Below are 23,549 nucleotides of genomic sequence, written 5' to 3' on the forward strand. Positions count from 1 at the left end.
CCGCACGACACGAATCGAGGCACAGGATGACCGCGACACACACCCGGCCGGAATACACGGCGAAGCAGGAATGGGCAACCGGCCTGACGGCCTTCGCGGCCGTGATGCTCTCCCTCGTCGGCCTGCTCGACATCTTCCGGGGCATCTCGGCCGTCGCCGAGGACGACATCTTCGTCACCACGCGCAACTACGCGTTCGCGTTCGACCTGACCAGCTGGGGCTGGATCCATCTCGCGCTGGGCGCGATCGCCATCATCGTCAGCTTCGGGCTGCTCAGGACCGCGACGTGGGCGCGCGTCGTCGGAGTGGCCATCGCCGGACTCGTCATCATCGCCAACTTCCTCTCCCTGCCGTACTACCCGGTGTGGTCGGTCGTGATGATCGCGCTGTCGTTCCTCATCATCTGGGCCCTGTGCGTGGTCCCGCGCGACAACAACCTCTACGACCTCTCCGGTGAGGGCACACCACGCGACGTCTGAGGCAGTTCCGGCGCGGGAAGGTGAGTGAGGCCGACGCGTGGCCCGGGATCGTGAGAGAAGGGCCGACAGATGGGACACCACGGCGAGCACCCGAGAGCATCCGGTGAGGTGGGCGCCGCGACCGTACGCGGGAACAGTCCCGGACGGGCTCGCCTCGCCGTGTTCGCCCTCCTGGGAAGTGTGCTGGTGCCGCTCGTCGCCGCCGGTCTGCGGAGCGTGCTGTGGGCGCTGGTCGGCCTCGCCGGACTGGCGCTCGCCGCCGTCGGGGTGTGGTGGACCCTGGCACACACCGGTGTGCTCCGTGCCCTCGGGGTGGCCGTTTCGCTGCTCGCACCGGTGGCCGTCCTCGTCCTGTACGCGACGTCCGGCATACTCTGGGCGGCCTGTCTGTCCCTGGCTCTGTGGGCGCTGGCCGTCCTGACGGCGCGCAGCGCCCTGGCCCCCGGGCACGTCGCCTCCGAACAGGCGGTAGCCGAGGCGCCCCGGCATCCCTGGGTTCTCATGAACCCGCGCTCCGGTGGCGGCAAGGTGGGCCGGTTCGGCCTGGTGGAGAAGGCCCGGGCGGCCGGCTGCCAGGTGGTCCTGCTCGACGGAGTCGGCGGACACCAGGATGTCTCCGAGTTGGCCCGGCAGGCCGTCACCGAAGGGGCCGATCTGCTGGCGGTGGCGGGCGGCGACGGCACCCAGGCGCTGGTGGCCGAGGTCGCCGCGGGCCACGGCCTGCCTTTCGTGGTGATTCCCGCCGGTACCCGCAATCACTTCGCCCTCGATCTCGGCCTCGACCGCGACGATCCGGCGAAGGCGCTGGAAGCCTTGACCCACGGCGTGGAACTCCGCATCGACCTCGGGTACGCCGCGGACCGGGTCTTCGTCAACAATGCCTCGTTCGGAACGTACGCATCCGTCGTCACCGAATCCGCGTACCGCGATGCCAAAGCCCGCACGACCCTGCGAACCCTCCCCGGCCTCCTCACCGGCAAGGACGCGCCCAGACTGTGGATGCGGGCCGACCGGACGCCCATCGACGGACTTCAGGCGCTGCTCGTCAGCAACAATCCCTACGGACGTGCCGTCGACGCCGCCCGTCCGGGGCGTAGGGAGCGGCTGGACTCGGGTCTCCTGGGCGTGGTGTGCGTGCGGGTCGGCAACACCGCTCAGGCGGCGCGCATCGTGGGCGGTCCGCGCTCCGGGGGAATCGTCCGGCTGAGCGCCGGGGAAGTGGTCGTCGAGGGGGACACGGACACCCTCCCGGTCGGCATCGACGGAGAACACGTCGTTCTGCCGTCACCCGTGGTGTGCCGCAGCGCGCCCGGGGCACTCCGGGTCCGCGTGCCTCGTCGTCGCCCCCACGCACCGCGGGTCAGCGGCGGCGCAGCCGACTGGCCGCGCGTGGCACGGCTGGCGCTGGGCCGCCATTGCCGAGCCGACGACAGTTCCACCGAGGACAGGTGACACCGAGCCCCCGACGGATATGAGTGACCGGCCGGTGGCCGCCGTGCGGAAGATCGCGCGGCGGCCACCGGCCGGTGCAGGTGGGGCTGTTACAGCATGGGGTCGCTGTCCCCGCCGCCCGTGCGGGCCTGCTGCTCGCTCTGCTCCATGAGCCGGCGTGCCTTCTCCTTCAGCCGCGTACGCTCATCCGGGTCGGTGGTCCGCTCCGCGGTCTGTTCCATCTCCTGCGCCTTCTGCCGCATCTGCTGGGCACGGCCGCGGGACTCGCCTGCAACGCTCATGATCACTCCTTGGGTGATGTGGGGAGAGCGGGCCACACCAGCGAAACAGTGCCGCCGCTCCCCCGCATCTCGAATGCTCACCCACCGTTATCTCCGCGGCACCACAGTGGTCTCGTACGGCGTTTCCGGTTCCGCGTGTGCCTCGGCGTGCTGCGTCAGTCGTCCCGCCCCACGACGCACAGAGCCCAGATGACGAAGGCGTACAGCGCGATCAGGGTGAGCGACCAGAAGGGGTAGTACGGGATCGACAGGAAGTTGGCGATGATCAGCAGCCCCGCGATGCCGACCCCGAGGACCCGGGCCCACGTGGCGCGCGAGAAGAGGCCGGCGCTCACCGCCATGGCGATCACTCCGAGGACGAGCTGGATCCAGCCCCAGCTGGTCAGGTCGAACTTGAAGACGTAGTTGGGGGTGTTCACGTAGACGTCGTCCTCGGCGATCGCCATGATGCCCCGGAACAGGTCGAGGACACCGGCGATGAACAGCAGGACGGCGGCGAACGTCACCAGTCCGCCGGCACCTGCATGGGCTGTCTCCGCGTGATGACGGGGTGTGGTCGTGGCCATGACGGATTCCTCGCTTCCTGAGTGAGATGCAACGCCCAGCGCTGCACCTCCGAGCGTGCGGGGGTGCGAGGGGACGGGTGATCACCCGTGGAGGGTGAAGTCTGCGAGGCGGATCACTGACGGCCGACGGGTTGTGCCCGGCGGCACTTCGCCGGAACTCCGGGTACGAAACCCGAATCACCCGCTGCGGGCGATGCCCCTTCAGGCAGGCAGGGCTCGACTGAAGTCCCGTAGGAACAGCTTCACCACACCCGCTGAAGAAGGAGCCGGACCATGGCCGACGAAACGACCGGGACAGGCGGGGTCAGCGCCCTCGCCGAGGCGGACGCCCCCGTGTTCGAAACACTCGTCCAGATGACGCTCGACACGTTCGAGCGATCGGGGCTGGACCCGGAGACCTATCTGCTGACGCGCATCGCGGCGCTGGTGGCCATGGACGCCTCCCCCGCCTCGTACGTGCTCAACGTCGGCGCCGCCGAAGAACTCGGCGTGCCCCTGGAGAAGGTCCAGGGCGTCCTCGTGGCGGTCGCCCCCGTGGTCGGCAGCGCCCACGTGGTGTCCGCCGCCCGAAACATCGGTGAAGCCTTCGGTCTGTCCCTGCCCGACGAAGGCTGACCCCTTCCCGCACGCCGGCGTGCGGGAAGGGGTGTGACGTGCGGGAAGGGTGTGGTCTCCGCCCGGAGGCCACACCCTTCCCGCACGCCGTGTCTCCTCAGGCCGCTTCGGCGGCCACCTGACCGTTGCGGACGGCGTCGACGAGTGCCTGGTGGTCCCGCTCGTTCTGGTCGGCGTAGCACTCGGCGAACGTCACCAGTGCCCGGTCGAAGGACTCGCCGCCGCCCAGGTAGGAGGCGATGGCGATCCGGTCGCCTGACCTCGCGTGGGCGCGGGCCAGGGTCGCGCCGCAGAGCGCGCCGAAGGTGCGCATGCCGCGCGGCACCATGTCCTCGGCCACCGCGACCCCTTTCCAGTCCCGCAACTGCCGTACGTAGAAGTCCCGGCGCCGGCCGTCGAGCCCCTCGACCCGCTCCCAGCCCAGGAAGATGTCGCTGGTGGCCTGCATCAGCCGCTGTCCGGAGACGACTCTTTCGCCCTGATTGCGGTAGACGCTGCCGCCGACGTGGGGTGCCAGCACCGACTCGTCGGCCTCCTTGGCCTGCAGGAACAGGGGGTCCTCGTCGTCTTTGCCCAGCAGGAGCACGATCCAGCAGCGGGTTCCCACGCTGCCGACGCCGACCACCTTGCGCGCCATGTCGACCACCCGGTGCTGTTCCAGGAGGAAGCGCCGGTCCGACTGCACGCTGCGGCCGTAGCGCTCGATGAGCCGGCGGATCAGCTGCTCCAGCTCGCTGCGCCGGCCCTCGGACATCAGGTCCTGGAGGGGGGTGATCAGCGGTGGATCCGGGGTGATCCGGCGCCGGCCGTCCACGATGTGGGTCAGTTTGTCGAAGACCTGCTGGGTGTCGTGCGAACGGGCCTTCGTCACCGCCCGCTCCCAGCGGTCGCGGCCCCGCGCGGACAGGTCCCCCCCGAACCGCTCACGTACCCAGTCCACGTCGAACTGGGCGTACCAGACGGCCATGTTGCCGAGTCCGGCGAAGGCGCGCATGTTCTCGCGGTAGGACTGCACGGCGGCCCGTACGATCGAGGCCCGCTGCTTGGTGCTGAAGCCGTTCAGCCGGCCGGCGATCACGAAACTGGCGGCCAGGCGCTTGACGTCCCACTCCCAGGGGCCCGGCAGTGTCTCGTCGAAGTCGTTGATGTCGAACATGAGGCGGCGCTCGGGCGAGGCCAGCAGCCGGAAGTTCAGCATGTGCGCGTCGCCGCACAGCTGTGTCGTGATTCCTGTCCTGGGGGTGTCCGCGAGGTCGGAGGCCATGATGGCGGCCGCTCCCCGGTAGAAGCGGAAGGGCGACTCGGTCATCCTGCCGTAGCGGATCGGTACGAGTTCGGGCACCCGCGTCGCCGACTGCTTCTCGATGATCTCCAAGGGGTCCGGCCGCTTCGGTCCGGGGGTGAACTCGGCGTGGCTGCCACGGGGTACGCTCCCCCGCGCCGCCTTGCCGAGTGCGGCCCGCTCCTGCGGAGTGCGGTTCCGCATCGGGTATCCGTCCATGGGCTCTGGGGTCATGGTGCCGCTCCAAGGGATGGTCACCGACGCCCTGGGTACCGGGGATAGCCGTCAGAGGGGGACTGACCGCTCCGATGCCCTGCGGGCTTGCCGCGACCGGTGCCACAACCGGGGGATTCGGCCACTGTTTCCCGGAGCATGATCCGATTCCACCGAGCGACGAGAAAAAACCGGTCAAAGTACATTATATCTCTGTTCGATATGTCCAGCGGCTCGGAGCCGGGAACACCCGCCCCCCAACGGCTTCCTTGGCGATACGTCAGGGAGCGGCGGCCACACGGAAGTCGGCGATCATCGCGGAAGACGGTGAGTCGTCCGGAGCGTGCCGACGGCATCCTGGCGATGCCTGTCCGATCGCGCACGGCGGCCTGAGCCGTTGGTCGGGATGCGAGGCGACTCCCCCCGTTGGAGGGTGGAGCCATGAACCATCACCACCAACAGTCCCATCGGACGATCGACATCGACACCCGGCTCGTCATGATCGGCGCCGTGCTCACCGCGGCCGGCGCCGTGGTGGCATGCGCCGGCATGGCTATCGGGGCCTCGGCTGTCTTCACGGCAGGTCGGCGCATGCTCCGCGACATGGACGTACCCCCGGCCCAGCAGGCGGCGCAGAAGTGGCAGCGGGCCAAAGAGGCGTCCAGAGCGGGTATGCGGGCGTGGCAGTCCGCGTCCGACGCCTCGAACGGCTCACTCGACCGCTAGGACCTGTCGCCAGTCCTGGCCGGACCGCTTGGGCATTTCAACGCCGCTCGTGCGGTTGCCCCCGAAGCATCTCGGTCGGCGCGCCTGCCGGTACCGGAGGTGGGCGTGCCGTAACGGTTTCCCTTTGCCCGGCCCAGGGCAGATCGCGACCGCTTCATGGGACAGGGCGGGTGCACACTGACAGTGGGGCGAGTGCCTGACTGCGGGGTGGTACTGATGCCGAACCGAATGCGGAGCGATCGACGACTGACCGTGCGGATGACGGTCACGCTGTTTCTGCTCGGACTGCTGTACGTGGCCTTCGTCGCCGCGTTGATCGTGTTGCTGAAATCCTGGGTACTGGTCGTGGTGGTCGCGGCGGGGTTCCTCGCCGCGCAGTACTGGTTCTCCGACCGGGTCGCCCTGTTCGCGATGCGCGGGCGGGTGGTGGAGCGGGAGGAGTATCCGCAGCTGCACGGGGTGATCGACCGGCTGTGTGCGGTGGCCGACCTGCCCAAGCCCGTGGTCGCCGTGTCGGACATGGATATGCCGAACGCGTTCGCGACCGGGCGGAACGCCGATCACGCCGTGGTGTGCGTGACCACCGGGTTGCTGCGGCGACTGGAACCCGAGGAGCTGGAGGGCGTGCTCGCGCACGAGCTGTCCCATGTCGCCCACAAGGACGTCGCCGTGATCACCGTCGCGTCGTTCCTCGGCGTCATCGCCGGGCTCATCGTGCGGTTCGCGTTCTACTCGCAGCTGTTCGGCGGGGGTCGGCGGGACCAGAACACCGCCGTCGTCTTCGCGGCGGTGATGGGCGTCTCCGCGGCCGTGTACACGATCAGCTTCCTGCTGATCCGCGCCCTCTCCCGATACCGGGAACTGGCCGCCGACCGCTCGGCCGCGCTGCTCACCGGGAAGCCCTCGGCACTGGCCTCCGCGCTCACCAAGGTCTCCGGCGACATCGCGCGGATCCCGTCCAAGGACCTGCGGACCGCGCAGGCCTTCAACGCCTTCTACTTCACGCCCGCCCTCGGCAAGGAGCCGGGCCTGGCACGGTACTTCTCCACCCATCCCAGTCTGGAGCAGCGGCTCGACCAACTGGGGCGGATCTCCGGCGAGTTGGGCGAGGTGGCGGCTCCCGGGGCGGGGAACTCGTGAGCTGAGGAGCACGCATGGGGTTGCTGGACATTCTGCTGGGGCGCACCAGGCCCGTCGCGCCCGATCTCGACCGGCTCTTCGGGCTGCCGTCGGCCGCCGTCACCCTCCAGGCCGCGGCCGGCTTCACGCCCACGGGCCGGGGATCGGTGTGCTTCGCCACGGTGGAGGGCCCGGCCTTCGACGACGTACGCAAGGAGGTCCAGGCCCTCCTCGACGCGGACGCGGAGCGGACCGGGCCGCCTGTCGAGCTGGTCCGGGACGAGTACGGGTACTCGTGGCTGGTGTCGCGGCGCGGGCCCGAGGATCTCCCGGCGCTCGTAGGGGACCTGCACGCGGTCAACAGTGCGCTGGAGGCGAGTGGGTTCGGGCCGCAGTTGTTGTGTTCGGTGGTCGGGTTCGAGGACGTGGAGGGTGGGGGGCGGGATGGGGACCCTCGGCGGCTCGGGCTTGTGTATCTCTACAAGCGCGGCACCTTCTTTCCCTTCTCTCCGCTGACGGGTGGTGACGGGCGTGGTGACGGGCAACGGCGGGACAGCGCGCTGGAGTTGCAGGTGCGGGCCGCGCTCGCCGGTGATCTGCGGATCGAGCAGGACCTGAGTCGCTGGTTCCCGGTGTGGGGTGCCCCCGGCCTGTGAGACGGACCGACCGTGGTTGCTGTGCTGACGGGGGTGGGGTGAGCGGGTGGGGTGGGCTACGCCCCCAGACCCCCTGCGGCCCTGAACGGGCGTTGTCCTCAAACTCCCCCAGAGGGGGACCCCCAACGGGCTGGAAATGCGGGCCGGCGCCGGAGGGGTACCGGGGTGGGAAACAGGCGAGCGCTGCAGCGGGCTCGTCCTCAGGCGCCGGACCCGCGAGGGCACTTCGGCCTGGGCTGCAGAGGCGGCAAGGGCGGGTGGGAAAACCCCGTGCGCCGGGTGCCCTGGGATGAGTGGGCACCCGGCGGGTGTTCAGCGGGAGTAGCGCATCAGTGCTCGGACCATGTGGCACGTCGTTTCCGACGGTGGGTGGACGCCGATCAGATCCGCCGCGCTGCGGATCGTCTCGTTGCGGGCCTGGTTCGGCATGTGGACGCCGGAGTCGAGCAGGGCGATCGCGAGGCGCATCGCCTTGAGCCGGCGGTTGTGCGTGACGTACCACTCGCGGGGGCGCCCCGGCGGCAGCGGGCGCTTCTCCACGGGGGCGTACGGCAGATCGAGCAGGACCCCCCTCTTGGCGGTGGACTGGGTGGGCGACGGCTTGAGAGCGGCAGTGGGCACAGGCATCCTCCTGTCGCGGTCGGGGCGGCACCGGACCCCCCGGCGACACCCTCGAACACTGCTTCTATTCTACCGTCCGGCACTGACAATCGCCCCTGGCCACAAGGCCTTTCGGGGCGCACTCGAAAGTCTCTCGCGTACCGTTGGCCCCATGGAAATCTGGATCAACCCGGCCTGCTCCAAGTGCCGTGGAGCACTGTCGCTGCTCGATGCCGAGGGCGCCGAATACACCGTCCGCCGCTACCTGGAGGAGGTGCCCACCGAGGACGAGATCCGTGTCGTACTCGATCGGCTCGGCCTCGAACCCTGGGACATCACCCGGACCCAGGAAGCCGTCGCCAAGGAGTTGGGGGTGACGGAGTGGGGCCGGGCGGAGGAGGACCGGGAGCGGTGGGTTGCCGCTCTCGCCGCGCATCCCAAGCTCATCCAGCGGCCCATCATCACCGCCGACGACGGCAGCGCGGTGGTGGCCCGTACGGACGAGGCTGTGCGGGACGCACTGTCCCGGCGTCCAGCATCGGAGTGACGTACGTCACTCCGATGGCTCCTGTGGTCTCTGAGTGACCTCGTTCGATATCTCGTACATAGCGACGAACGCTCCCCCATCTCTTCAGGAGGCGCGCATGTCGCGCAGGAGAACTGTCAGTACGAGGAAGAAGCTGGCGCTGTTCGTAAGTGCCGCCGCTGTGGCGGCTGGTGGTGCTTTCGCCATGGCGGCCACTTCCGACGCGGCGCAGACCGCCGCCGACTCGACCGTCTGCCAGGGGCTCGCCACCGCCCTCGGCAACAACCAGAAGTTCATCGCGGACCAACGGGCCGACCCCGACGCCCAGTCGGCGGCCCGGATCGCGAACCGCGACGCGGTCGTCGCTCAGATCAAGGTGCAGCAGGAGGCGTCCGGCTGCGTGGTTGGGGAGTCGGCTCAGGACTCCCAGGTCGCGCAGCCCGCCACCCCGCCCGCCGAGCCGGCCGACCAACCCTCGTCGCCTGCCCAGACCGCCTCGCCCGCCTCGCCTGCCGCTCCGGACGCCCCCGGCGCGCGCGCCGACGGGGAGCAGGTCTGTAACGGGTCCACCGTCACCCTCTCCGGTGAGGGCGGGGACCCCGCCGCGTCCAGCAACCAGTTCCCCGCCGGGACCACGTTGCGCGTCACCAACCTGGACAACGACAAGTCCACCACGGTCGAGGTGACCTCGGTGTCGGGCAGTTGCGCTCTGCTCAACAACGCCGCCTTCGAGCAGGTCCGCGAGCCCGGCAAGTTCCTGATCCGCCGGGCGCTGATCGAGAAGGTGGGGTGAGGGTCCGGCGCTGACGCCTGCTCGGACAAGGGTCCTGTCGCTCCCGGCCAGGGGCGGCAGGACCCACCCGTTCCCCCCGCGCCGTCCTCCACACGTGAAACGCGCCACAAGAACACCAGGTAACACGGGGTTCACATTCGAGCAATGACCGGGAAATCCCCTGTTGACAGGCTCGCGGGTACCAAGAGCGGCGCCCCAGTGCCGCAGCGCCGCAGCACCCGCAAGTGCGCCTGTAGACCCACCCCGAAGGATGGTCCCGTGACCTTCAAGGCTGAGTACATCTGGATCGACGGCACCGAGCCGACGGCCAAGCTCCGCTCCAAGACCAAGATCATGGCCGACGACGCCAAGGGCGCCGAGCTGCCGATCTGGGGCTTCGACGGGTCTTCCACGAACCAGGCCGAAGGACACGCCTCGGACCGTGTGCTCAAGCCGGTCTCCTCCTACCCGGACCCGATCCGCGGCGGCGACGACATCCTCGTCATGTGCGAGGTCCTTGAGATCGACATGACGCCGCACTCGTCCAACACGCGTGCCCCGCTGGTCGAGGTCGCCACGAAGTTCGCCGCTCAGGAGCCGATCTTCGGCATCGAGCAGGAGTACACCTTCTTCGACGGTGCCCGTCCGCTCGGCTTCCCCGAGGGCGGCTTCCCGGCCCCCCAGGGCGGCTACTACTGCGGTGTCGGCGCCGACGAGATCTTCGGTCGCGAGATCGTCGAGGCCCACCTGGAGAACTGCCTCAAGGCCGGTCTCGCCATCTCCGGCATCAACGCCGAGGTCATGCCGGGTCAGTGGGAGTTCCAGGTCGGCCCGGTCTCCCCGCTGGAGGTCTCCGACCAGCTGTGGATCGCCCGCTGGCTGCTCTACCGCACCGCCGAGGACTTCGGTATCTCCGCGACGCTGGACCCGAAGCCGGTGAAGGGCGACTGGAACGGCGCCGGTGCGCACACCAACTTCTCCACGAAGGCGATGCGCGAGGGCTACGACGCGATCATCACCGCGTGCGAGTCCCTCGGTGAGGGCTCGAAGCCGCTCGACCACGTCAAGCACTACGGCGCCGGCATCGACGACCGTCTCACCGGTCTGCACGAGACCGCCCCGTGGAACGAGTACTCCTACGGCGTCTCCAACCGTGGCGCCTCGGTGCGTATCCCGTGGCAGGTCGAGAAGGACGGCAAGGGTTACATCGAGGACCGCCGCCCGAACGCGAACGTCGACCCGTACCTCGTGACGCGGCTGATCGTCGACACCTGCTGCTCCGCCCTGGAGAAGGCCGGCCAGGTCTGATCCGGAGTCCCATCCCAGATTGTGAGAAGGGGTGTCCACCGTCAGGTGGACACCCCTTCTCTGCTTCCCCCCTTCTCTGCTTCAATGGACCCATGGCCAGCTTCCAGAAGTGCATCGCGACAGGTCGCCACGACCTCGAGCCCTTCTGGCCCTCCCGCCAGCACCACGACTTCGACCGGGTGTGTTGTCGCGCGACGAACGCGTCGGCCCTCTAACACCAGCCGTACGGCCCCTCTGAAGCCGTACCTCTCGGTCTTCCGCCGACGCGCACGACGTACGTCCCCCCGACGAACTCCTCGCGCGAAAGAGCTGACCTCTCATGGCGACCACTCGTACGCTCTCCCCCCTGGCTCCCCTGTCCCCCCTCTCCGCCGGCGGTTCCGCACGGCACCGGCTGCGTGCCGTCGACCGGGACGAGGTGGTCGACGTCAGGGACTTCCTCCCGCCGGGTGCCACCTGGCTGCCCGCTCCCCCGCACACCCTTCCCACGCTGCCGGGCCAGCCGCCGATGATCGGCTACCTGGTGCTCGTACCCGCCGACCAGCAGCCGCCCGTACTGCCGTTCGCGCTCCCGGACCCCGAACTGGTGGCTGCACCGGCTCAGTTGCCCGCCGACGGCGGCCGTACCCTCGTACGCGTCGACGACGTACAGCGCACCGCCGAGGTCGACGGGCGTCCACTGGATCTCACCTACCTCGAGTTCGAGCTGCTCGCCCATCTCGTCGCCCACCCGGGCCGGGTGCACACCCGCGACCAGCTGGTCACCACGGTGTGGGGATACGGGCACGTGGGCGACGGCAGGACCGTCGACGTCCACATCGCCCGGCTGCGCCGCAAGCTCGGCGCGGAGCACCGGCAGGCGATCCAGACGGTACGGCGGGTCGGGTACAAGTACACGCCTCCGACCGCGCGCTGACCTGGCGCCCCTCTCCAGGAGGTGTCTCTGGCACCACCCCCCGGTACGGGTGTTCGAGCCCGTGACCCGGTGGGGCGCCCTCGGCGAGACTGACCGTATGGACGACGTCATCACCGCACGGGTACGAGTTCGGGTACGGGCACGAGTTCGGGTTCGGGTTCGGGTTCGGGTTCGTTCCGTCGTGGTCGCCGGGGGGCGGTCGCTGCTGCTCGCCTTCGCCTCGCTCGCCGGCTCGACGCTGCTGTTCGTCCTCTCCCTCACGGACGGGACGTACGTCGGCTGGTGGTACGGCTTCGTGCCGGTCGGCGGGCAGGGCAGCGCGCTCGCCGCCGGCGCCCTCGGGGCCGTCCTCCTCGTCGCCTCCTACTTTCTGACGCCCGCCCTCCTGCGGCTCCACTTCCTGCTCACCGGGGCCCTCCTCAGCGCCGGGCGCGGTGAACTCGCCGAGCGGGTGCGGGTGTTGACCGAGACCCGCCGGGACGCCGTCGACACCTCCGCCGCCGAACTGCGACGGATCGAGCGGGACCTCCACGACGGTGCGCAGGCGCGGCTGGTCGCCGTGGGGCTGGACCTGGGGACCGCCGAGGCGCTCATCGTGAAGAACCCCGAGAAGGCGCGGGAGTTGCTCGCGCGGGCCCGGCAGTCCTCCGTCGAGGCGCTCGCCGAGCTGCGGGACCTGGTGCACGGCATCCATCCACCGGTGCTCGCCGAGCGTGGACTGGGCGACGCGGTACGGGCGTTGGCGTTGCGGGTGCCCGTCGACACCGAGGTGACGGTCGACGTGGCCGGTGGCCGGGCGGACGCGCCCGTGGAGTCGGCGGCGTACTTCGCGGTGAGCGAGGTGCTGACCAACGCCGTCAAGCACTCCGGCGCCGAGCGGGTGTCGGCCGAACTGCGGTACGCGGACGGCTCGTTGCGGATCGCCGTCACCGACGACGGGCGGGGCGGGGCCCGGGTCGGGGGCGGGTCGGGGCTGGCCGGGGTGGAGCGGCGGCTCGGTACATTCGACGGCGTCCTGGCCGTCAGCAGTCCGGTTGGCGGTCCCACCGTGGTGACCATGGAGATTCCTTGCGAGTTGTCCTAGCCGAAGACCTGTTCCTGCTGCGCGACGGGCTGGTCCGGCTGCTGGAGGCGTACGACTTCGAGATCGCCGCGGCGGTGGAGAGCGGCCCCGAGCTGGGCCGGGCGCTCGCCGAGCTGGCACCGGACGTCGCCGATGGGGGCACCTCCCGGTTCGAGCGAAGCCGAGAACTGAGGGACGACGTACGGCTGCCGCCGACGCACACCGACGAGGGGCTGCAGTGCGCGCTGCGGGCCCGCCGGGCGCGGCCGGGGCTGCCGGTGCTGGTGCTGTCGCAGCACGTGGAGCGGCTGTACGCACGGGAGTTGCCGGCCGACGGGGACGGCGGGGTCGGCTATCTGCTCAAGGACCGGGTGTTGGACGCGGAGCAGTTCGTGGACGCCGTACGACGGGTCGCGGCGGGCGGTACCGCCATGGACCCGCAGGTGATCCAGCAGCTGCTGCTGGCGCGTGCCGGGGACGGCCGGCCGCTGGGGCGGTTGACGCCCCGGGAGCTGGAGGTGATGGAACTCATGGCTCAGGGGCGTTCGAACGCGGCGATCGCTGGGCATCTCGTTGTCACGGAGCGGGCGATCGCCAAGCACACGTCCAACATCTTCGCCAAACTCGGACTCGAGGTGTCGGACGATGACAACCGCCGCGTTCTGGCGGTACTCACCTATCTCGACCAGGGGCGCTGAAAGTACGCCATAGTCGACGATATCCGGTCCCCGCCGAACACTTGCTGTAAGAGATCGGCAACTCCCGGTATACCCGGTGGAGTTGGGGTCGAATTGTCCTACGAATCTCTCATCAATTTCTGAGGCGGCTGAACACTCCTGAGGTCCCCCTCGTAATGGATGGCGCCGCTTCACTCCTGTCGGGCGCCTCGATAGCCCCGCAAGGAAGTCAGAGGAGTTCCATGGGACGCAATGCACGTAAACGACGCTCACCACTGGCCGTTCGCGCCGTGGCCGCATCCGCGGCCCTCGCGATCGGTGGTGGTGGACTTGTCTGGGCGAATTTCTACGCCTCCGCACATGAGGAGAACGGCGCCCAGAACCAGACCAAGGCCGCTGCCGCACAGATCGCCACGATCGACTGCCCGGATGTCGGTCAGAAGCTCTCGAACGTCCCGAGCGGTGCCCGCGCCGGCGTGGACAAGGAGCTCGCGAACCTCGACAACCAGATCACCGAGGCCTACGCACGTCTCGCCTCCACTCGGCAGGCGCAGGCCGGTGACCCGGGCTTCGTGCAGAACGCGATCGTCGGTCCGCTGAAGGACAAGCGCTTCGCCGCGATCGACCGGATCCGGATCAACATCCAGCGCGCCGGTGGTTCCGGGGCCGACAACCTGGGGCAGTTCGCCCAGTGCACCGGCGTCGCGGCCGCGCCGCAGGCCAACGCCGGTCAGGCCAACAACGGCAACCAGAACAACGGTGGCCAGAACAACGGCCAGAACAACCAGGGCAACGGCCAGAACAACAACGGCCAGGGTCAGAACAACAACGGTCAGGGCCAGAACAACGGCCAGGGTCAGAACAACAACGGCCAGGGCAACGCCGGTCAGGGTCAGGGCCAGGGTCAGGGTCAGGGCAACGCCGGCAACGCCGCCGGTGGTGGCCAGGGCGGCAACGGCCCGGTGGCCGCGGACTTCGTCGACATCACCAAGGTCCAGGGCAACGCCCAGCTGGGTGTGGGCGCGAACGGGCTGCCGGCCAACGGCAACACCGGCTCGACGGGCTCCTTCACCACGAAGTGCGGCACCAACGGCAACAAGAACCACAACACGGACAACGTGATCGTGGCTCCCGGTGTCAGCAACGGTGCGCACCACCTGCACGACTACGTCGGCAACCAGAGCAACGACGCGTTCGCGAGCGACCAGAAGCTGGCGGCGGCTCAGACCAGCTGCCAGAACCAGGGCGACAAGTCGTCGTACTTCTGGCCGGTGCTGCGCCTGCAGAACGGCACGCAGGACTTCGACCAGAACAACGACGGTGGTGGCAAGGAAGGCAACGTCGGCCAGATCCTGCAGGCCTCCCAGGCGCAGATCAAGTTCGTCGGCAACAAGAAGGGCAACGTCGTCGCGATGCCGACCGCCCTGCGCATCATCACCGGTGACGCCAAGGCCTTCGTCAACGGCAACGCGAACGCCAACGTCAACTGGAGCTGCACCGGCTTCGAGAACAAGGTGCAGCTGAAGGACAAGTACCCGATCTGCCCGCAGGGCAGCGCCGTGGTCCGTACGACCGACTTCCAGAGCTGCTGGGACGGCCAGAACATCGACAGTGCGAACCACCGCACTCACGTGTCCTTCGTCCAGGCCGACGGCACCTGCGCCAACGGCTTCAAGGCGATCCCCCAGCTCCAGGTCCGTCTGGTCTACAACGTCCCGGCGCCGAAGCTGCAGAACGGCACGGTGGTGAACCCGTACGCGGTGGACACCTTCCCGGAGAACCTGCACAAGCCGATCACCGACCACAACGACTTCATCAACTTCTTCTCCCAGAACACGATGAACCAGATGGTCAACTGCATCAACACCGGCAAGAAGTGCCAGTAGATCCACCAGTGGTCCACCGTCGGTGGACCACATGAGAAAGCCGGTGGCGGGTTCTCCCGCCACCGGCTTTCTCGTTCTCGCCAGGAGGCGAGTACGGAGACAGCGCGCAGACACAGACGCGGCGGCCCGAGTGTTTCCACTCGGGCCGCCGCGGTGTGCTTCCGTCAGCCTTCGTGGCCGGCCGAGTGGGTCGCCTCGGCGCCGGCGTGGGCGCTGTGGTCGGCGCCCACCTCGGTGGTCCCACCGAGCTTGCCCTGCAGCTTCGCGATCACCTTCTCGTCACCGACCGCGGTCCACTTGCGGCCCAGGAGGTAGAAGCCGCCGTAGTCCTTGGCCCCGTTGATCCACTCACGCTGACCGCGGTCGGTGGCGTAGGTCAGGAGGAGGAACTTGCCGTAGGTGGTGGTCTTGCAGGCCGCCTGACGGAGCTCGTCCGCGTCGATCTGCATGATGGGCTCGCAGCCCGCCTCGCTCGCGATGTGCTCCAGGCTGCCGGTCGCGGCCACCGGAGTGGCGTCGATCGTCGTGGCCGCCCGGTCGCTCGCGCCACCTGAGCAGCCCGCCAGGGCCAGCGCCGCCACGGCTGTGACCGCGGCGGTCGCGAGCTTCGGTCGCGTCACCATCATCTGTTCTTCCTCCGGTCCGTTCGGCGCCGACACTACTCTCGGCCCATGCCGCGGGGAGACCCCGTCGAGGAGCCCTCGCCCTCGATACGGCTACGGGGCACCAACCACTCAATCAGTGAACGCGTGTGCGAGAGTGGGCAGGTGAACGCAGACTGGGAAGGGCGTGTGGTCGCCGCTTGGGCGACCTTCGACGACTACGACGAGGACCACGGGGCCGACTTCCGCGCGGTGATCGACACCCTCGTCGCGGAACTGCCCGCAGGCAGCCCCCTGGCCCCCTTCGAACAGGCGTGCGCCTGGGATTCGACGGGCCACTCGGACCGGGCGGAGCCGCTCTACCGCGAGGCGCTCGCGCTCGGGCTCAGCGAACAGAGCGGATACAAGGGCCGCCGTGCCAAGATCCAGCTGTCGAGTTCGCTGCGCAACCTCGGGCGGGCCGAAGAGGGCGTCAAGCTCCTCACCCCCGAACTGGACGCCCCCTCCGATGAGTTGGACGACGCCGTACGAGGGTGTCTGGCGCTGTGTCTGTCCAGCCTCGGCCGTGACCGTGAGGGCCTCTCGCTGGTCCTCGGCGCCCTCGCTCCTCATCTGCCGCGTTATCAGCGGTCGATGGCGAACTACGCCCGACTGCTGACCGAGCCCGACGCGTAACTCCTGGACGGCCAGGTGACCATCCCGCGATTCGCTCGTTCTGCTGAACGTGCAGTCACAGGATGTCGCCTTCAGCCCCACCACCGGTAACAGCGCCAAGGGCCGCCCCGTCGTCGACGTGGAGCAGGCCGAGGCCGCGCTCGTCGAGCACTACCCCCGGCTCGTCCGGCTCGCCTATCTGGTGCTGCCACCGAGCCTCGGGCTGAGCCGGCGCGTCCTGACAGCGCACGCCCTCACCCAGCGTGCGCTGCCCAGGGGACGCACGGCCACCGCCACCCTCCCGGCCCAGTCGAAGGGCCGCGCGGGCGACTCCGGCTACGCGCTCGTCCGCCTCCAAGTGCTGCGTACGGCACTCGCGGCGGGGCAGCCCTGGCGTGGGCGCTCGCTGCCGAAGCGGTCGCAGCTGCCGCCGCTGCTCCCCCACGTCTGGGGCCTGCGGCTCTTCCCGCGTTCGGGCGGCGCCGACGAACTCGCCCTGGACCAGCGGCTGTCGGGGCTCTCCGGCCCCGCCCGGGCCGCGTACGTCCTGCGCGGTCTGGAGAAGCTCCCGGACGCCGACGTACGCAGCGCCCTGGAGGCCGCCGGGGTCGACCGGCCGATCGAGGCGCTCCGCGAGGCGGACGAGGTCCCGGCGCAGTACGCGCTGCTCGACTCCGCCGAGTTCGACCCCTGTTCGCTGCAGGCGCGTCCGACCGACCTGATGCGGCGCAGGCAGCACCTGAAGGCCGCGCTCGTCGCCGCCGCGGCCGTCGCGGTGTGCGGCACGCTGCTCGGCCTGCCCGGCGACGGCTGGGCCCCGGACGGCGCCGCCGCCCCCGCGTACGCGCACAACCCGGCCGCCGAAGCCGCCCTGGATCCGGCCCAGTTGACGCTGGTGCCCGCGGCCACCTGGAAGTCCTCCGCGCGCACCGACTTCTCCGTCTGGCCCGCGCGCGGCGACCTCGTCGACGACAGCGCCCTGCTGCGGCGCGCCCTCGCCGTCTGGGCCCGCCCCGGCGAGAAGGTCCATGTCTCGGCCACCCCGGGCACCCCCTCCGGCGGCCCGGCCGGCCCGCCCCAGCTCCTGTACGCGGGCACTGTCGACACGGCCCACGTGGTGATCCTCTACGACGGTCTGCGCATCGCCCGGTACGCCGAACCGAAGGACGGCACGAGCGGCGCCGCCCTGGACTTCGCCCGCGTCGACGGCGCGACCGGCGCCGAGGCCGACGCGGTGGTGCTCGACCGGGCCGACGGCAACGTCCGCTATCTGACGGCTCCCTGGGTGCTCCGGGCGGAGATGCGGGACCTGCGCAAACCGGCGGCGGCGCCGATCGACCTGGGGCTGACCGACGGAGTGAGCGGGCCGCTGGCCAGCCCGGTCGCGCAGACCGGCGCCTGCCGGTCCTGGAACACGCTGCAGGTGACCGACGCCGGTGGGGCCCGACTGCTGAGCGACCTCGGCGAGCTGGTCCCGGCCCACCTCACCACGGGCCGCCCGGCCGCACCCCGCGAGGCGTCGGCCCCGGCGGCGCTGGCGACGTGGTCGCCCTTCGCCTGCTCCCTCGCCGCGATGCACTCCCAGGGCGTGCGCTCGGTGAACGCCTGGCAGTACGCCGAGCAGCCGCTGCCCGACGCGAGCGGCGCCGCCGACTGGGTGTGCACCCGCGCCGAGACCTGGCGGGGCGACGGCGCCCAGGTCCTGGCCCAGTTCCACACGCCGGGCGGGCAGTTCGGGGCGATCGCGGCGAAGTCCGGGACCAGCCCGGCGTGCGGTCCCCGCGACCCGAACGTCCTCGCCGGTGTGCTGTGGAAGTCGGGGGCGGGCGAGTGGTACATGCTTGCCGCCGGTACGCGGAACACGGCGTCGATCACGGCGACGGGCGGGGTGAGTTCGTCCGCACGGGGTGCCATGCTGGCGGCGAGGACTCAGCAAGGGGCTCAGGCGGGATTGAAGGGGACACTCAAGGACGGTCGGCAGATCGGCGGGCTGCGGTAGCGCCCCCAAGGGGCGCGGGGAACTGCGCGACCAGCCCCCACGCGCCCGCAGACAACCAACCACGTACCCGTGCGGAGCACCTAGCTGACACTCGCGTCAACAAGTCCGCCCGTAGGGGTTTCCCCGCAGGCTACCCATCAGTACATTGACGCCATGTCCAACCCGCCGCACATACCCCTCAAGGCGCGCAAGGTGTCCTTCTCCTGGGAGGGCACCCCGCTCCACTGGGTGCCGGGGGACCCGTTCACCTCGCACACCATCAACGTGCTGCATCTGCTGCTGCCCGCCGGGGAGCGGTGGTTCGTGCACGTGTACAAGCAGGTGTTGCCGTACATCCGGGACGAGCGGCTGCGTGCGGACGTCGTCGGGTTCATCGGGCAGGAGGCCATGCACTCCCAGGCCCACGACGAAGTCCTCCCGCATCTGCGGGAGTCGGGGCTCGATCCGACGCCGTACACCGCCCAGATCGACTGGCTCTTCGAGAAGCTGCTCGGCGACCGGTTCCTCCTGCCGGGCCGCCGGGCGCGCAGGTGGTGGCTCATGGAACGGGTCGCCGTGATCGCCGCCATCGAGCACTACACGGCGTTCCTCGGCGACTGGATACTCAACGCGTCGGAGCTGGACCGGCGCGGCGCCGATCCGACCATGCTGGACCTGCTGCGCTGGCACGGCGCCGAGGAGGTCGAGCACCGGTCGGTCGCCTTCGACCTGTTCACACATGTCGACGGGGGCTACCGGAGGCGGGTGCGGACCTGGCTGACCGGGCTGCTGGTGATGTTCTTCCTGTGGCAGCGCGGGGTGCGGTTCTTCATGGCGAACGACCCGGCGCCCAACCTCCGCAAGCCGACCTTCCGCGGTTTCCACGTGCGCGGGAAGCGAGGGCTGCTGCCGTCGACCCGGGCCATGGTGAGATCGGTGCCGCGCTATCTCGCCCGGGACTACCACCCCTCCCAGGAGGGCTCCACCGAGCAGGCCGTCGCCTATCTGGCCTCCTCCCCCGCCGCCGTCGCCGCCGACAGAGGTGCCGCCTGATGCCCCGGCCGCTGGCTCTCGCGCTCACCGCCGGGGCCGCGCTGCTCGCCCGGCGGGCCGTACGCCGCCGGATCGAGGCGGCGCCACTGTGGCCGCTGCCCGCGCTGGCGGAGCCGATCTCCGGCCGACCGCGCTCACGAGCCCTGCGGCTGACGGTCGCCGCGCACGAGACGGTCGCCGACGGCGTCGTACAACTACGCCTGGAGGGACGGGAATTGCCGGGCTGGGCGCCGGGGGCTCATCTCGATCTGGTGCTGCCGTCGGGGCTCGTTCGGCAGTACTCGCTGTGCGGGGACCCGGCGGACACCTCGGCGTACACCGTCGCCACGCGGCTGGTGCCGGACGGGCGCGGCGGCTCGCGCGAGGTGCACGAGGAGTTGCGGGCGGGCATGACGGTCGAGGTGCGCGGCCCGCGCAACCGTTTCCCGCTCACCCCGGCACCTGCGTACGTCTTCGTGGCCGGCGGTATCGGTATCACCCCGATCCTGCCGATGCTCCGGGCGGTGCATGCCCGACCCGGCCTGGAATGGCGGCTGTTGTACGGGGGGCGCAGTCGGGCCTCGATGCCCTACCTCACCGAGATCGAGAAGCTGGGCGCGGACTCCGGAGCGGGACGCGTCACCGTCGCCGCCGAGGACGAGGACGGGCTGCCCGACCTCGACGCGCTGTTCGCGGGCGTGGCGGCGGAACTGCCCGAGGGGACCGCCGTCCACTGCTGCGGTCCCGAGGCGTTGACGGCGGCGGTCGAGGCCCGGATTCCCGAGGGTGCCGTGCTGTATCTGGAGCGCTTCAGCCCGCGTACGTCGACCGGGGGCAACCAGTCCTTCGAGGTCGAACTGCGGCGCAGTGGGCGGGCGTTGACGGTGGCGGCCGACTCGACCGTGCTGGCCGCCGTACGGGCGGAGCTGCCGGACACCGCGTACTCGTGCGAGCAGGGGTTCTGCGGGACGTGCCAACAGCGCGTGCTGGGAGGGGAAGTGGACCATCGCGACGAGTTGCTGACCGATGCCGAGCGGGCGGACTCGATGCTGATCTGTGTGTCACGGGCACGACGGGGTCCACTTGTGCTGGATTTGTGAACATCCTCGGTCGGACCCGTCCGTTGCGGGCCGTATCCGATCGGTAAGGTGTTCGCATGACAACCGGGGTTCGCCGCAGAATGGGAGTCGAGGAACGCCGGCAGCAGTTGATCGGCGTCGCCCTCGAACTGTTCAGCCGCCGCTCGCCCGACGAGGTCTCCATCGATGAGATCGCGTCGGCCGCGGGCATCTCGCGCCCATTGGTCTACCACTACTTCCCCGGCAAACTCAGCCTGTACGAGGCCGCGTTGAAGCGGGCGTCGGACGACCTGGCGGGCCGGTTCGTGGAGCCGCACGAGGGTCCGCTGGGGTCGCGGCTGCTGCGGGTGATGCGCCGGTTCTTCGACTTCGTCGACGAACACGGGCCCGGATTCGCGGCGTTGATGCGCGGCGGCCCGGCGGTGTCCGCGGACGAGGTGCGTTCGGGCAGCTCATCGGCGACGAACGCGCTCATCGACGCCGTACGGCAGGCCGCGTACGTCCAGATACTGTCGCATCTGGACCTGACCGTCGAAGAGGCGCCCGCCCGCCTGGAGTTGGTCATCCGGACGTGGATATCGCTCGTCGAGTCGACCGCGCTGATCTGGCTGGACGGGCGGCGCGTGCCGCGAGCCGAGCTGGAGGCGCAGCTCGTGCACGACTTCGCGGCGCTGGCCGCCGTGAGCGCCGCCTATGACGAGGAGATGGCCGCACTGCTCCGCCGGATGCTCAAACAGGAGCCCACCGACGGGCCGTTCAGCGACCTGATCGCACGGCTCATCTCACTCGCGTCCTAGGCGAATCCGTCCGGCAACCGGGCTCAGTTGTCGAACTTCCGGTAGGAGTCGTCGAGTTCGCGGACCTCGACCGAGGCGTGCAGGGCGAGTCCCTCGACAGGCTTCACATGGGTGCGTACCAACTCCAGTACGGCTTCCGTCAGTTGGTTCTTCGTCTCGACCGAGCGGCCGGTGAGCATGCCGATCCAGACGTGCACGATCGCGTGACCGTCGCTGTCCGCGCCGACCGTCGCGTCCTCGGTGCGGCGGAACTGCGTCTTGCACGCCTCGGACTTCGCCTTCGCCGTGGCGACGACCTCCTCGTGCAGCGCCAGCGCGAACGCGCGCCGGTCGAAGGCCTCGGTCAGCGGACTCGAGTAGTCGACGGTGATCTGCGGCATGGATCAAACCCCTGTTCTATGACGGCACGGTGGTCTCACCCTAGCCGCAGCCACCACCAGCGGCCTCCGGCCGACGGCCTCTGACCAGCGGGCTCCAGTCCAGCGGGTCTCCGGGACGGCGGGGCTCCGGGACGGCGAAGGCCCCGGCCCGGCGCGGGCCCCGGCCCAGCGGGGGCGCGGCCCGGCCCGGCGGGGGTTCCGGCCCAGCGGGGGCGCGGCCCGGCCCGGCGGGGGTTCCGGCCCAGCGGGCCGCTAGTCGGCGAGCCGTAGCGCCAGCATCGCGATGTCGTCCTCCCGGTCGTGGCCGAAGGAGACCAGCAGCGTGTCGCACAGGGCGTCCAGGCCGGGCAGCGCGCCGGAGGCTGCCGCGCGGAGGTGTTCCAGGGAGTCCGCGAGGTCGGTGCCCCGGGTCTCGATCAGGCCGTCGGTGATCATGAGGAGCCGGTCGGTGGGTTCGAGGAACAGCTCGGTGGGCGGCGGATGGGCGAGGCCCACGCCGAGCAGCGGGCCCTCGGCCTTGGCGTAGTCGGCGCTGTTGGTGTCGCGGATGATCAGCGGCGGGATGTGACCGGCGTTGGCGATCAGGGTGCGCCCGTTGCCCGGTTCCACGTGGACCAGACAGACAGTGGCCGTGACCTCGGGGTGGTAGCGCTGGAGCATCCGGTCGAGGCGCTCGGCGAGCACGGCCGGGTCGCTCTCCTCGACGCAGTATGCACGCAGCGCGTGCCGGATCTCGACCATGACGGTGGCCGCTTCCAGCGAGTGCCCGACGACGTCGCCGACCGCGGTGAGCACACCGTCGGCGGTGCGCAGGGCGGCGTAGAAGTCGCCGCCGATCTCGGCGTCCCGGGATGCGGGCACGTACCGGACCACGACGTCGATGCCGGGCAGTTCGGGCAGCCTGTCGGGGCGGGGCAGGAAGCTGTGCTGGAGGGTGAGGGCGACATGCCGCTCGACCTGGTACATGAGCAGCGGCTCGGCGGCGAGCACGGTGGCCTGGGCGAGCCGGGCCACCAGGGACTCGTTCTCGGGGCTCACCCTGCGCTGCCCGCGGGTGGGCGTGGCCAGGCACACCGAGGCCCTGCCGTCCTCGGTGGGGATCAGCACGAGGCGGGCGTCGTGCTCCATGCCCGGCCGGAAGAACCCGGCGGGCCACAGCGGCGCGGGCACCGTGGTGATCTGCACCCCGCTGTGCCCCCGGGTGAGCCGCCGGAGCAGTCCCGCCACGGCGCGGTGGGCGCCCTCGTCCGGCATGGCGAGCGAGGTGCGGTCACGGGAGGTGGCGCGGTACAGCTCGTCGTCAGGGCCGAGGAAGAACACGGCGGCGGGCGAGCCGGTGAGCCGCGCGGCGCCCTCGGCGGCGGCGTCGGCGAGTTCCTGCAGGGAGCGGGCCGCCTGGATGGTGAAGATCGTCTCCGACAGCCGGGTCAACCGCCGCGCCAGTGCCTGGTCGCCGGCCCGCAGCCGCGCGGCGCGCACCGCGGCCCGCAGTACCGCGTCGATCTCCCCGGGCTCGGCGGGCACCGTCAAAAACGCCTCCCCGCCCGCGTCCAGCCCGTCGCAGCGGTCACCCGGCGACACGGAGGAGGCCGAGAAGTGCACGACGGGCAGCCCGGCCATGTGTGGTCGGGTCTTGATCCGGCGACACAGCGCGAACCCGCCCATGCCGGTCAGGTTCACGTCGATGAGGGCCACGTCGGGCAGGACGCCCTTGCGCAGCCGTACGTCGAGTTCGGCGAGCGCCTCGTGGCCGCCGGCGACCGGGACGACCTGGTAACCGGCACGGCGGAGCAGGGCACTCATCGCGTGTCGGCTGGGCGCGCTGCCGTCCGCGACCAGCACGGTGGTGTCCGTCCACTTGCCGTTGCCGTCCATCCTGCCGCCCTTGGA

General features: G+C 70.3%; 25 protein-coding genes. 18 read left to right on the forward strand and 7 right to left on the reverse strand.

Annotated features, from left to right (window positions below; all coding sequences use genetic code 11):
* Positions 1-26 precede the first annotated feature (26 nt).
* The gene (locus tag QA861_RS35735) at positions 27-479 is read left to right on the forward strand and encodes a DUF7144 family membrane protein (protein WP_334592857.1); all 453 of its coding nucleotides are present in this window, start codon (positions 27-29) and stop codon (positions 477-479) included.
* A gap of 69 nt (positions 480-548) precedes the next feature.
* Positions 549-1,931, forward strand: coding sequence for a diacylglycerol/lipid kinase family protein (locus QA861_RS35740; protein ID WP_334592858.1), 1,383 nt, complete (start codon positions 549-551; stop codon positions 1,929-1,931).
* A gap of 89 nt (positions 1,932-2,020) precedes the next feature.
* Here the strand turns inward: QA861_RS35740 and QA861_RS35745 are convergent, their stop codons facing one another.
* Entirely contained in the window at positions 2,021-2,212 is a 192-nt protein-coding gene (locus QA861_RS35745) for a DUF6381 family protein (RefSeq protein ID WP_334592859.1), read from the reverse strand.
* Between the two features lie 155 nt (positions 2,213-2,367).
* Positions 2,368-2,778: a DUF7144 family membrane protein gene (locus tag QA861_RS35750; RefSeq protein ID WP_334592861.1), complete on the reverse strand. Its 411-nt coding sequence runs from the start codon at positions 2,776-2,778 to the stop codon at positions 2,368-2,370.
* A gap of 273 nt (positions 2,779-3,051) precedes the next feature.
* Between QA861_RS35750 and QA861_RS35755 the strand changes: the two genes are divergently transcribed.
* A complete protein-coding gene (locus QA861_RS35755; protein ID WP_334592862.1) occupies positions 3,052-3,393 on the forward strand; it encodes a carboxymuconolactone decarboxylase family protein in 342 nt (113 codons plus the stop codon).
* 97 nt (positions 3,394-3,490) lie between these two features.
* On the opposite strand, the gene QA861_RS35760 is transcribed toward QA861_RS35755, so the two are convergent.
* The gene (locus QA861_RS35760) at positions 3,491-4,909 is read right to left on the reverse strand and encodes a DUF2252 domain-containing protein (RefSeq protein ID WP_334592863.1); all 1,419 of its coding nucleotides are present in this window, start codon (positions 4,907-4,909) and stop codon (positions 3,491-3,493) included.
* Positions 4,910-5,329: 420 nt separating this feature from the next.
* Between QA861_RS35760 and QA861_RS35765 the strand changes: the two genes are divergently transcribed.
* The 3 genes from QA861_RS35765 to pspAB all read left to right on the forward strand — a co-directional run bounded on the left by QA861_RS35765 (position 5,330) and on the right by pspAB (position 7,389).
* On the forward strand, positions 5,330-5,614 hold the full coding sequence (locus QA861_RS35765) for a hypothetical protein (RefSeq protein WP_334592864.1): 285 nt from the start codon (positions 5,330-5,332) through the stop codon (positions 5,612-5,614).
* 216 nt (positions 5,615-5,830) lie between these two features.
* On the forward strand, positions 5,831-6,754 hold the full coding sequence (htpX, locus tag QA861_RS35770) for a zinc metalloprotease HtpX (protein WP_334592865.1): 924 nt from the start codon (positions 5,831-5,833) through the stop codon (positions 6,752-6,754).
* Positions 6,755-6,768: 14 nt separating this feature from the next.
* The gene (gene pspAB / locus QA861_RS35775) at positions 6,769-7,389 is read left to right on the forward strand and encodes a PspA-associated protein PspAB (protein WP_334592866.1); all 621 of its coding nucleotides are present in this window, start codon (positions 6,769-6,771) and stop codon (positions 7,387-7,389) included.
* 312 nt (positions 7,390-7,701) lie between these two features.
* Here the strand turns inward: pspAB and QA861_RS35780 are convergent, their stop codons facing one another.
* Positions 7,702-8,010: a hypothetical protein gene (locus tag QA861_RS35780; RefSeq protein WP_059073302.1), complete on the reverse strand. Its 309-nt coding sequence runs from the start codon at positions 8,008-8,010 to the stop codon at positions 7,702-7,704.
* Between the two features lie 151 nt (positions 8,011-8,161).
* On the opposite strand from QA861_RS35780, the gene QA861_RS35785 reads away from it, so the two are divergent.
* From QA861_RS35785 to QA861_RS35815, 7 genes are all read left to right on the forward strand, one after another.
* Positions 8,162-8,536 carry an arsenate reductase family protein gene (locus tag QA861_RS35785; RefSeq protein ID WP_334592867.1) on the forward strand — a complete coding sequence of 125 codons (375 nt, stop codon included), beginning with the start codon at positions 8,162-8,164 and terminating at the stop codon, positions 8,534-8,536.
* A gap of 97 nt (positions 8,537-8,633) precedes the next feature.
* Positions 8,634-9,308, forward strand: coding sequence for an SCO2207 family protein (locus QA861_RS35790; RefSeq protein ID WP_334592869.1), 675 nt, complete (start codon positions 8,634-8,636; stop codon positions 9,306-9,308).
* 258 nt (positions 9,309-9,566) lie between these two features.
* Positions 9,567-10,595, forward strand: coding sequence for a glutamine synthetase (glnII, locus tag QA861_RS35795; RefSeq protein ID WP_334592870.1), 1,029 nt, complete (start codon positions 9,567-9,569; stop codon positions 10,593-10,595).
* Positions 10,596-10,914: 319 nt separating this feature from the next.
* The gene (locus tag QA861_RS35800; RefSeq protein ID WP_334592872.1) at positions 10,915-11,511 is read left to right on the forward strand and encodes a winged helix-turn-helix domain-containing protein; all 597 of its coding nucleotides are present in this window, start codon (positions 10,915-10,917) and stop codon (positions 11,509-11,511) included.
* Between the two features lie 49 nt (positions 11,512-11,560).
* The gene (locus tag QA861_RS35805; protein ID WP_334592873.1) at positions 11,561-12,595 is read left to right on the forward strand and encodes a sensor histidine kinase; all 1,035 of its coding nucleotides are present in this window, start codon (positions 11,561-11,563) and stop codon (positions 12,593-12,595) included.
* Entirely contained in the window at positions 12,580-13,272 is a 693-nt protein-coding gene (locus QA861_RS35810) for a LuxR C-terminal-related transcriptional regulator (RefSeq protein ID WP_334592874.1), read from the forward strand. Before QA861_RS35805 ends, QA861_RS35810 begins: the two co-directional genes overlap by 16 nt.
* 221 nt (positions 13,273-13,493) lie before the next feature.
* Positions 13,494-15,137 carry a DUF1996 domain-containing protein gene (locus tag QA861_RS35815; protein WP_334592875.1) on the forward strand — a complete coding sequence of 548 codons (1,644 nt, stop codon included), beginning with the start codon at positions 13,494-13,496 and terminating at the stop codon, positions 15,135-15,137.
* Positions 15,138-15,301: 164 nt separating this feature from the next.
* On the opposite strand, the gene QA861_RS35820 is transcribed toward QA861_RS35815, so the two are convergent.
* On the reverse strand, positions 15,302-15,763 hold the full coding sequence (locus QA861_RS35820; protein ID WP_334592876.1) for a hypothetical protein: 462 nt from the start codon (positions 15,761-15,763) through the stop codon (positions 15,302-15,304).
* 141 nt (positions 15,764-15,904) lie between these two features.
* On the opposite strand from QA861_RS35820, the gene QA861_RS35825 reads away from it, so the two are divergent.
* The 5 genes from QA861_RS35825 (at position 15,905) to QA861_RS35845 (ending at position 21,279) form a co-directional block, all read left to right on the forward strand.
* A complete protein-coding gene (locus QA861_RS35825; RefSeq protein ID WP_334592877.1) occupies positions 15,905-16,414 on the forward strand; it encodes a tetratricopeptide repeat protein in 510 nt (169 codons plus the stop codon).
* Positions 16,415-16,463: 49 nt separating this feature from the next.
* Entirely contained in the window at positions 16,464-18,392 is a 1,929-nt protein-coding gene (locus QA861_RS35830) for a hypothetical protein (protein ID WP_334592878.1), read from the forward strand.
* Positions 18,393-18,545: 153 nt separating this feature from the next.
* The gene (locus tag QA861_RS35835; RefSeq protein WP_334592880.1) at positions 18,546-19,424 is read left to right on the forward strand and encodes a metal-dependent hydrolase; all 879 of its coding nucleotides are present in this window, start codon (positions 18,546-18,548) and stop codon (positions 19,422-19,424) included.
* Positions 19,424-20,503 (forward strand): PDR/VanB family oxidoreductase, encoded by a 1,080-nt coding sequence (locus QA861_RS35840; RefSeq protein WP_334592881.1) that lies wholly within the window; start codon positions 19,424-19,426, stop codon positions 20,501-20,503. The genes QA861_RS35835 and QA861_RS35840 overlap by 1 nt, the downstream gene beginning before the upstream one ends.
* Before the next feature lie 56 nt (positions 20,504-20,559).
* A complete protein-coding gene (locus tag QA861_RS35845; RefSeq protein WP_334592882.1) occupies positions 20,560-21,279 on the forward strand; it encodes a TetR/AcrR family transcriptional regulator in 720 nt (239 codons plus the stop codon).
* A gap of 23 nt (positions 21,280-21,302) precedes the next feature.
* Here QA861_RS35845 and QA861_RS35850 read toward each other — a convergent pair whose 3' ends face one another.
* Positions 21,303-21,659, reverse strand: a complete 357-nt coding sequence (locus tag QA861_RS35850) for a 5-carboxymethyl-2-hydroxymuconate Delta-isomerase (protein WP_334592883.1) — start codon at positions 21,657-21,659, stop codon at positions 21,303-21,305.
* 252 nt (positions 21,660-21,911) lie between these two features.
* Complete coding sequence (locus tag QA861_RS35855) at positions 21,912-23,534, reverse strand: SpoIIE family protein phosphatase (protein ID WP_334592884.1); 1,623 nt, start codon at positions 23,532-23,534, stop codon at positions 21,912-21,914.
* Positions 23,535-23,549 lie beyond the last annotated feature (15 nt).

This window comes from Streptomyces sp. B21-083 (genome assembly GCF_036898825.1).
Taxonomy (GTDB): domain Bacteria; phylum Actinomycetota; class Actinomycetes; order Streptomycetales; family Streptomycetaceae; genus Streptomyces.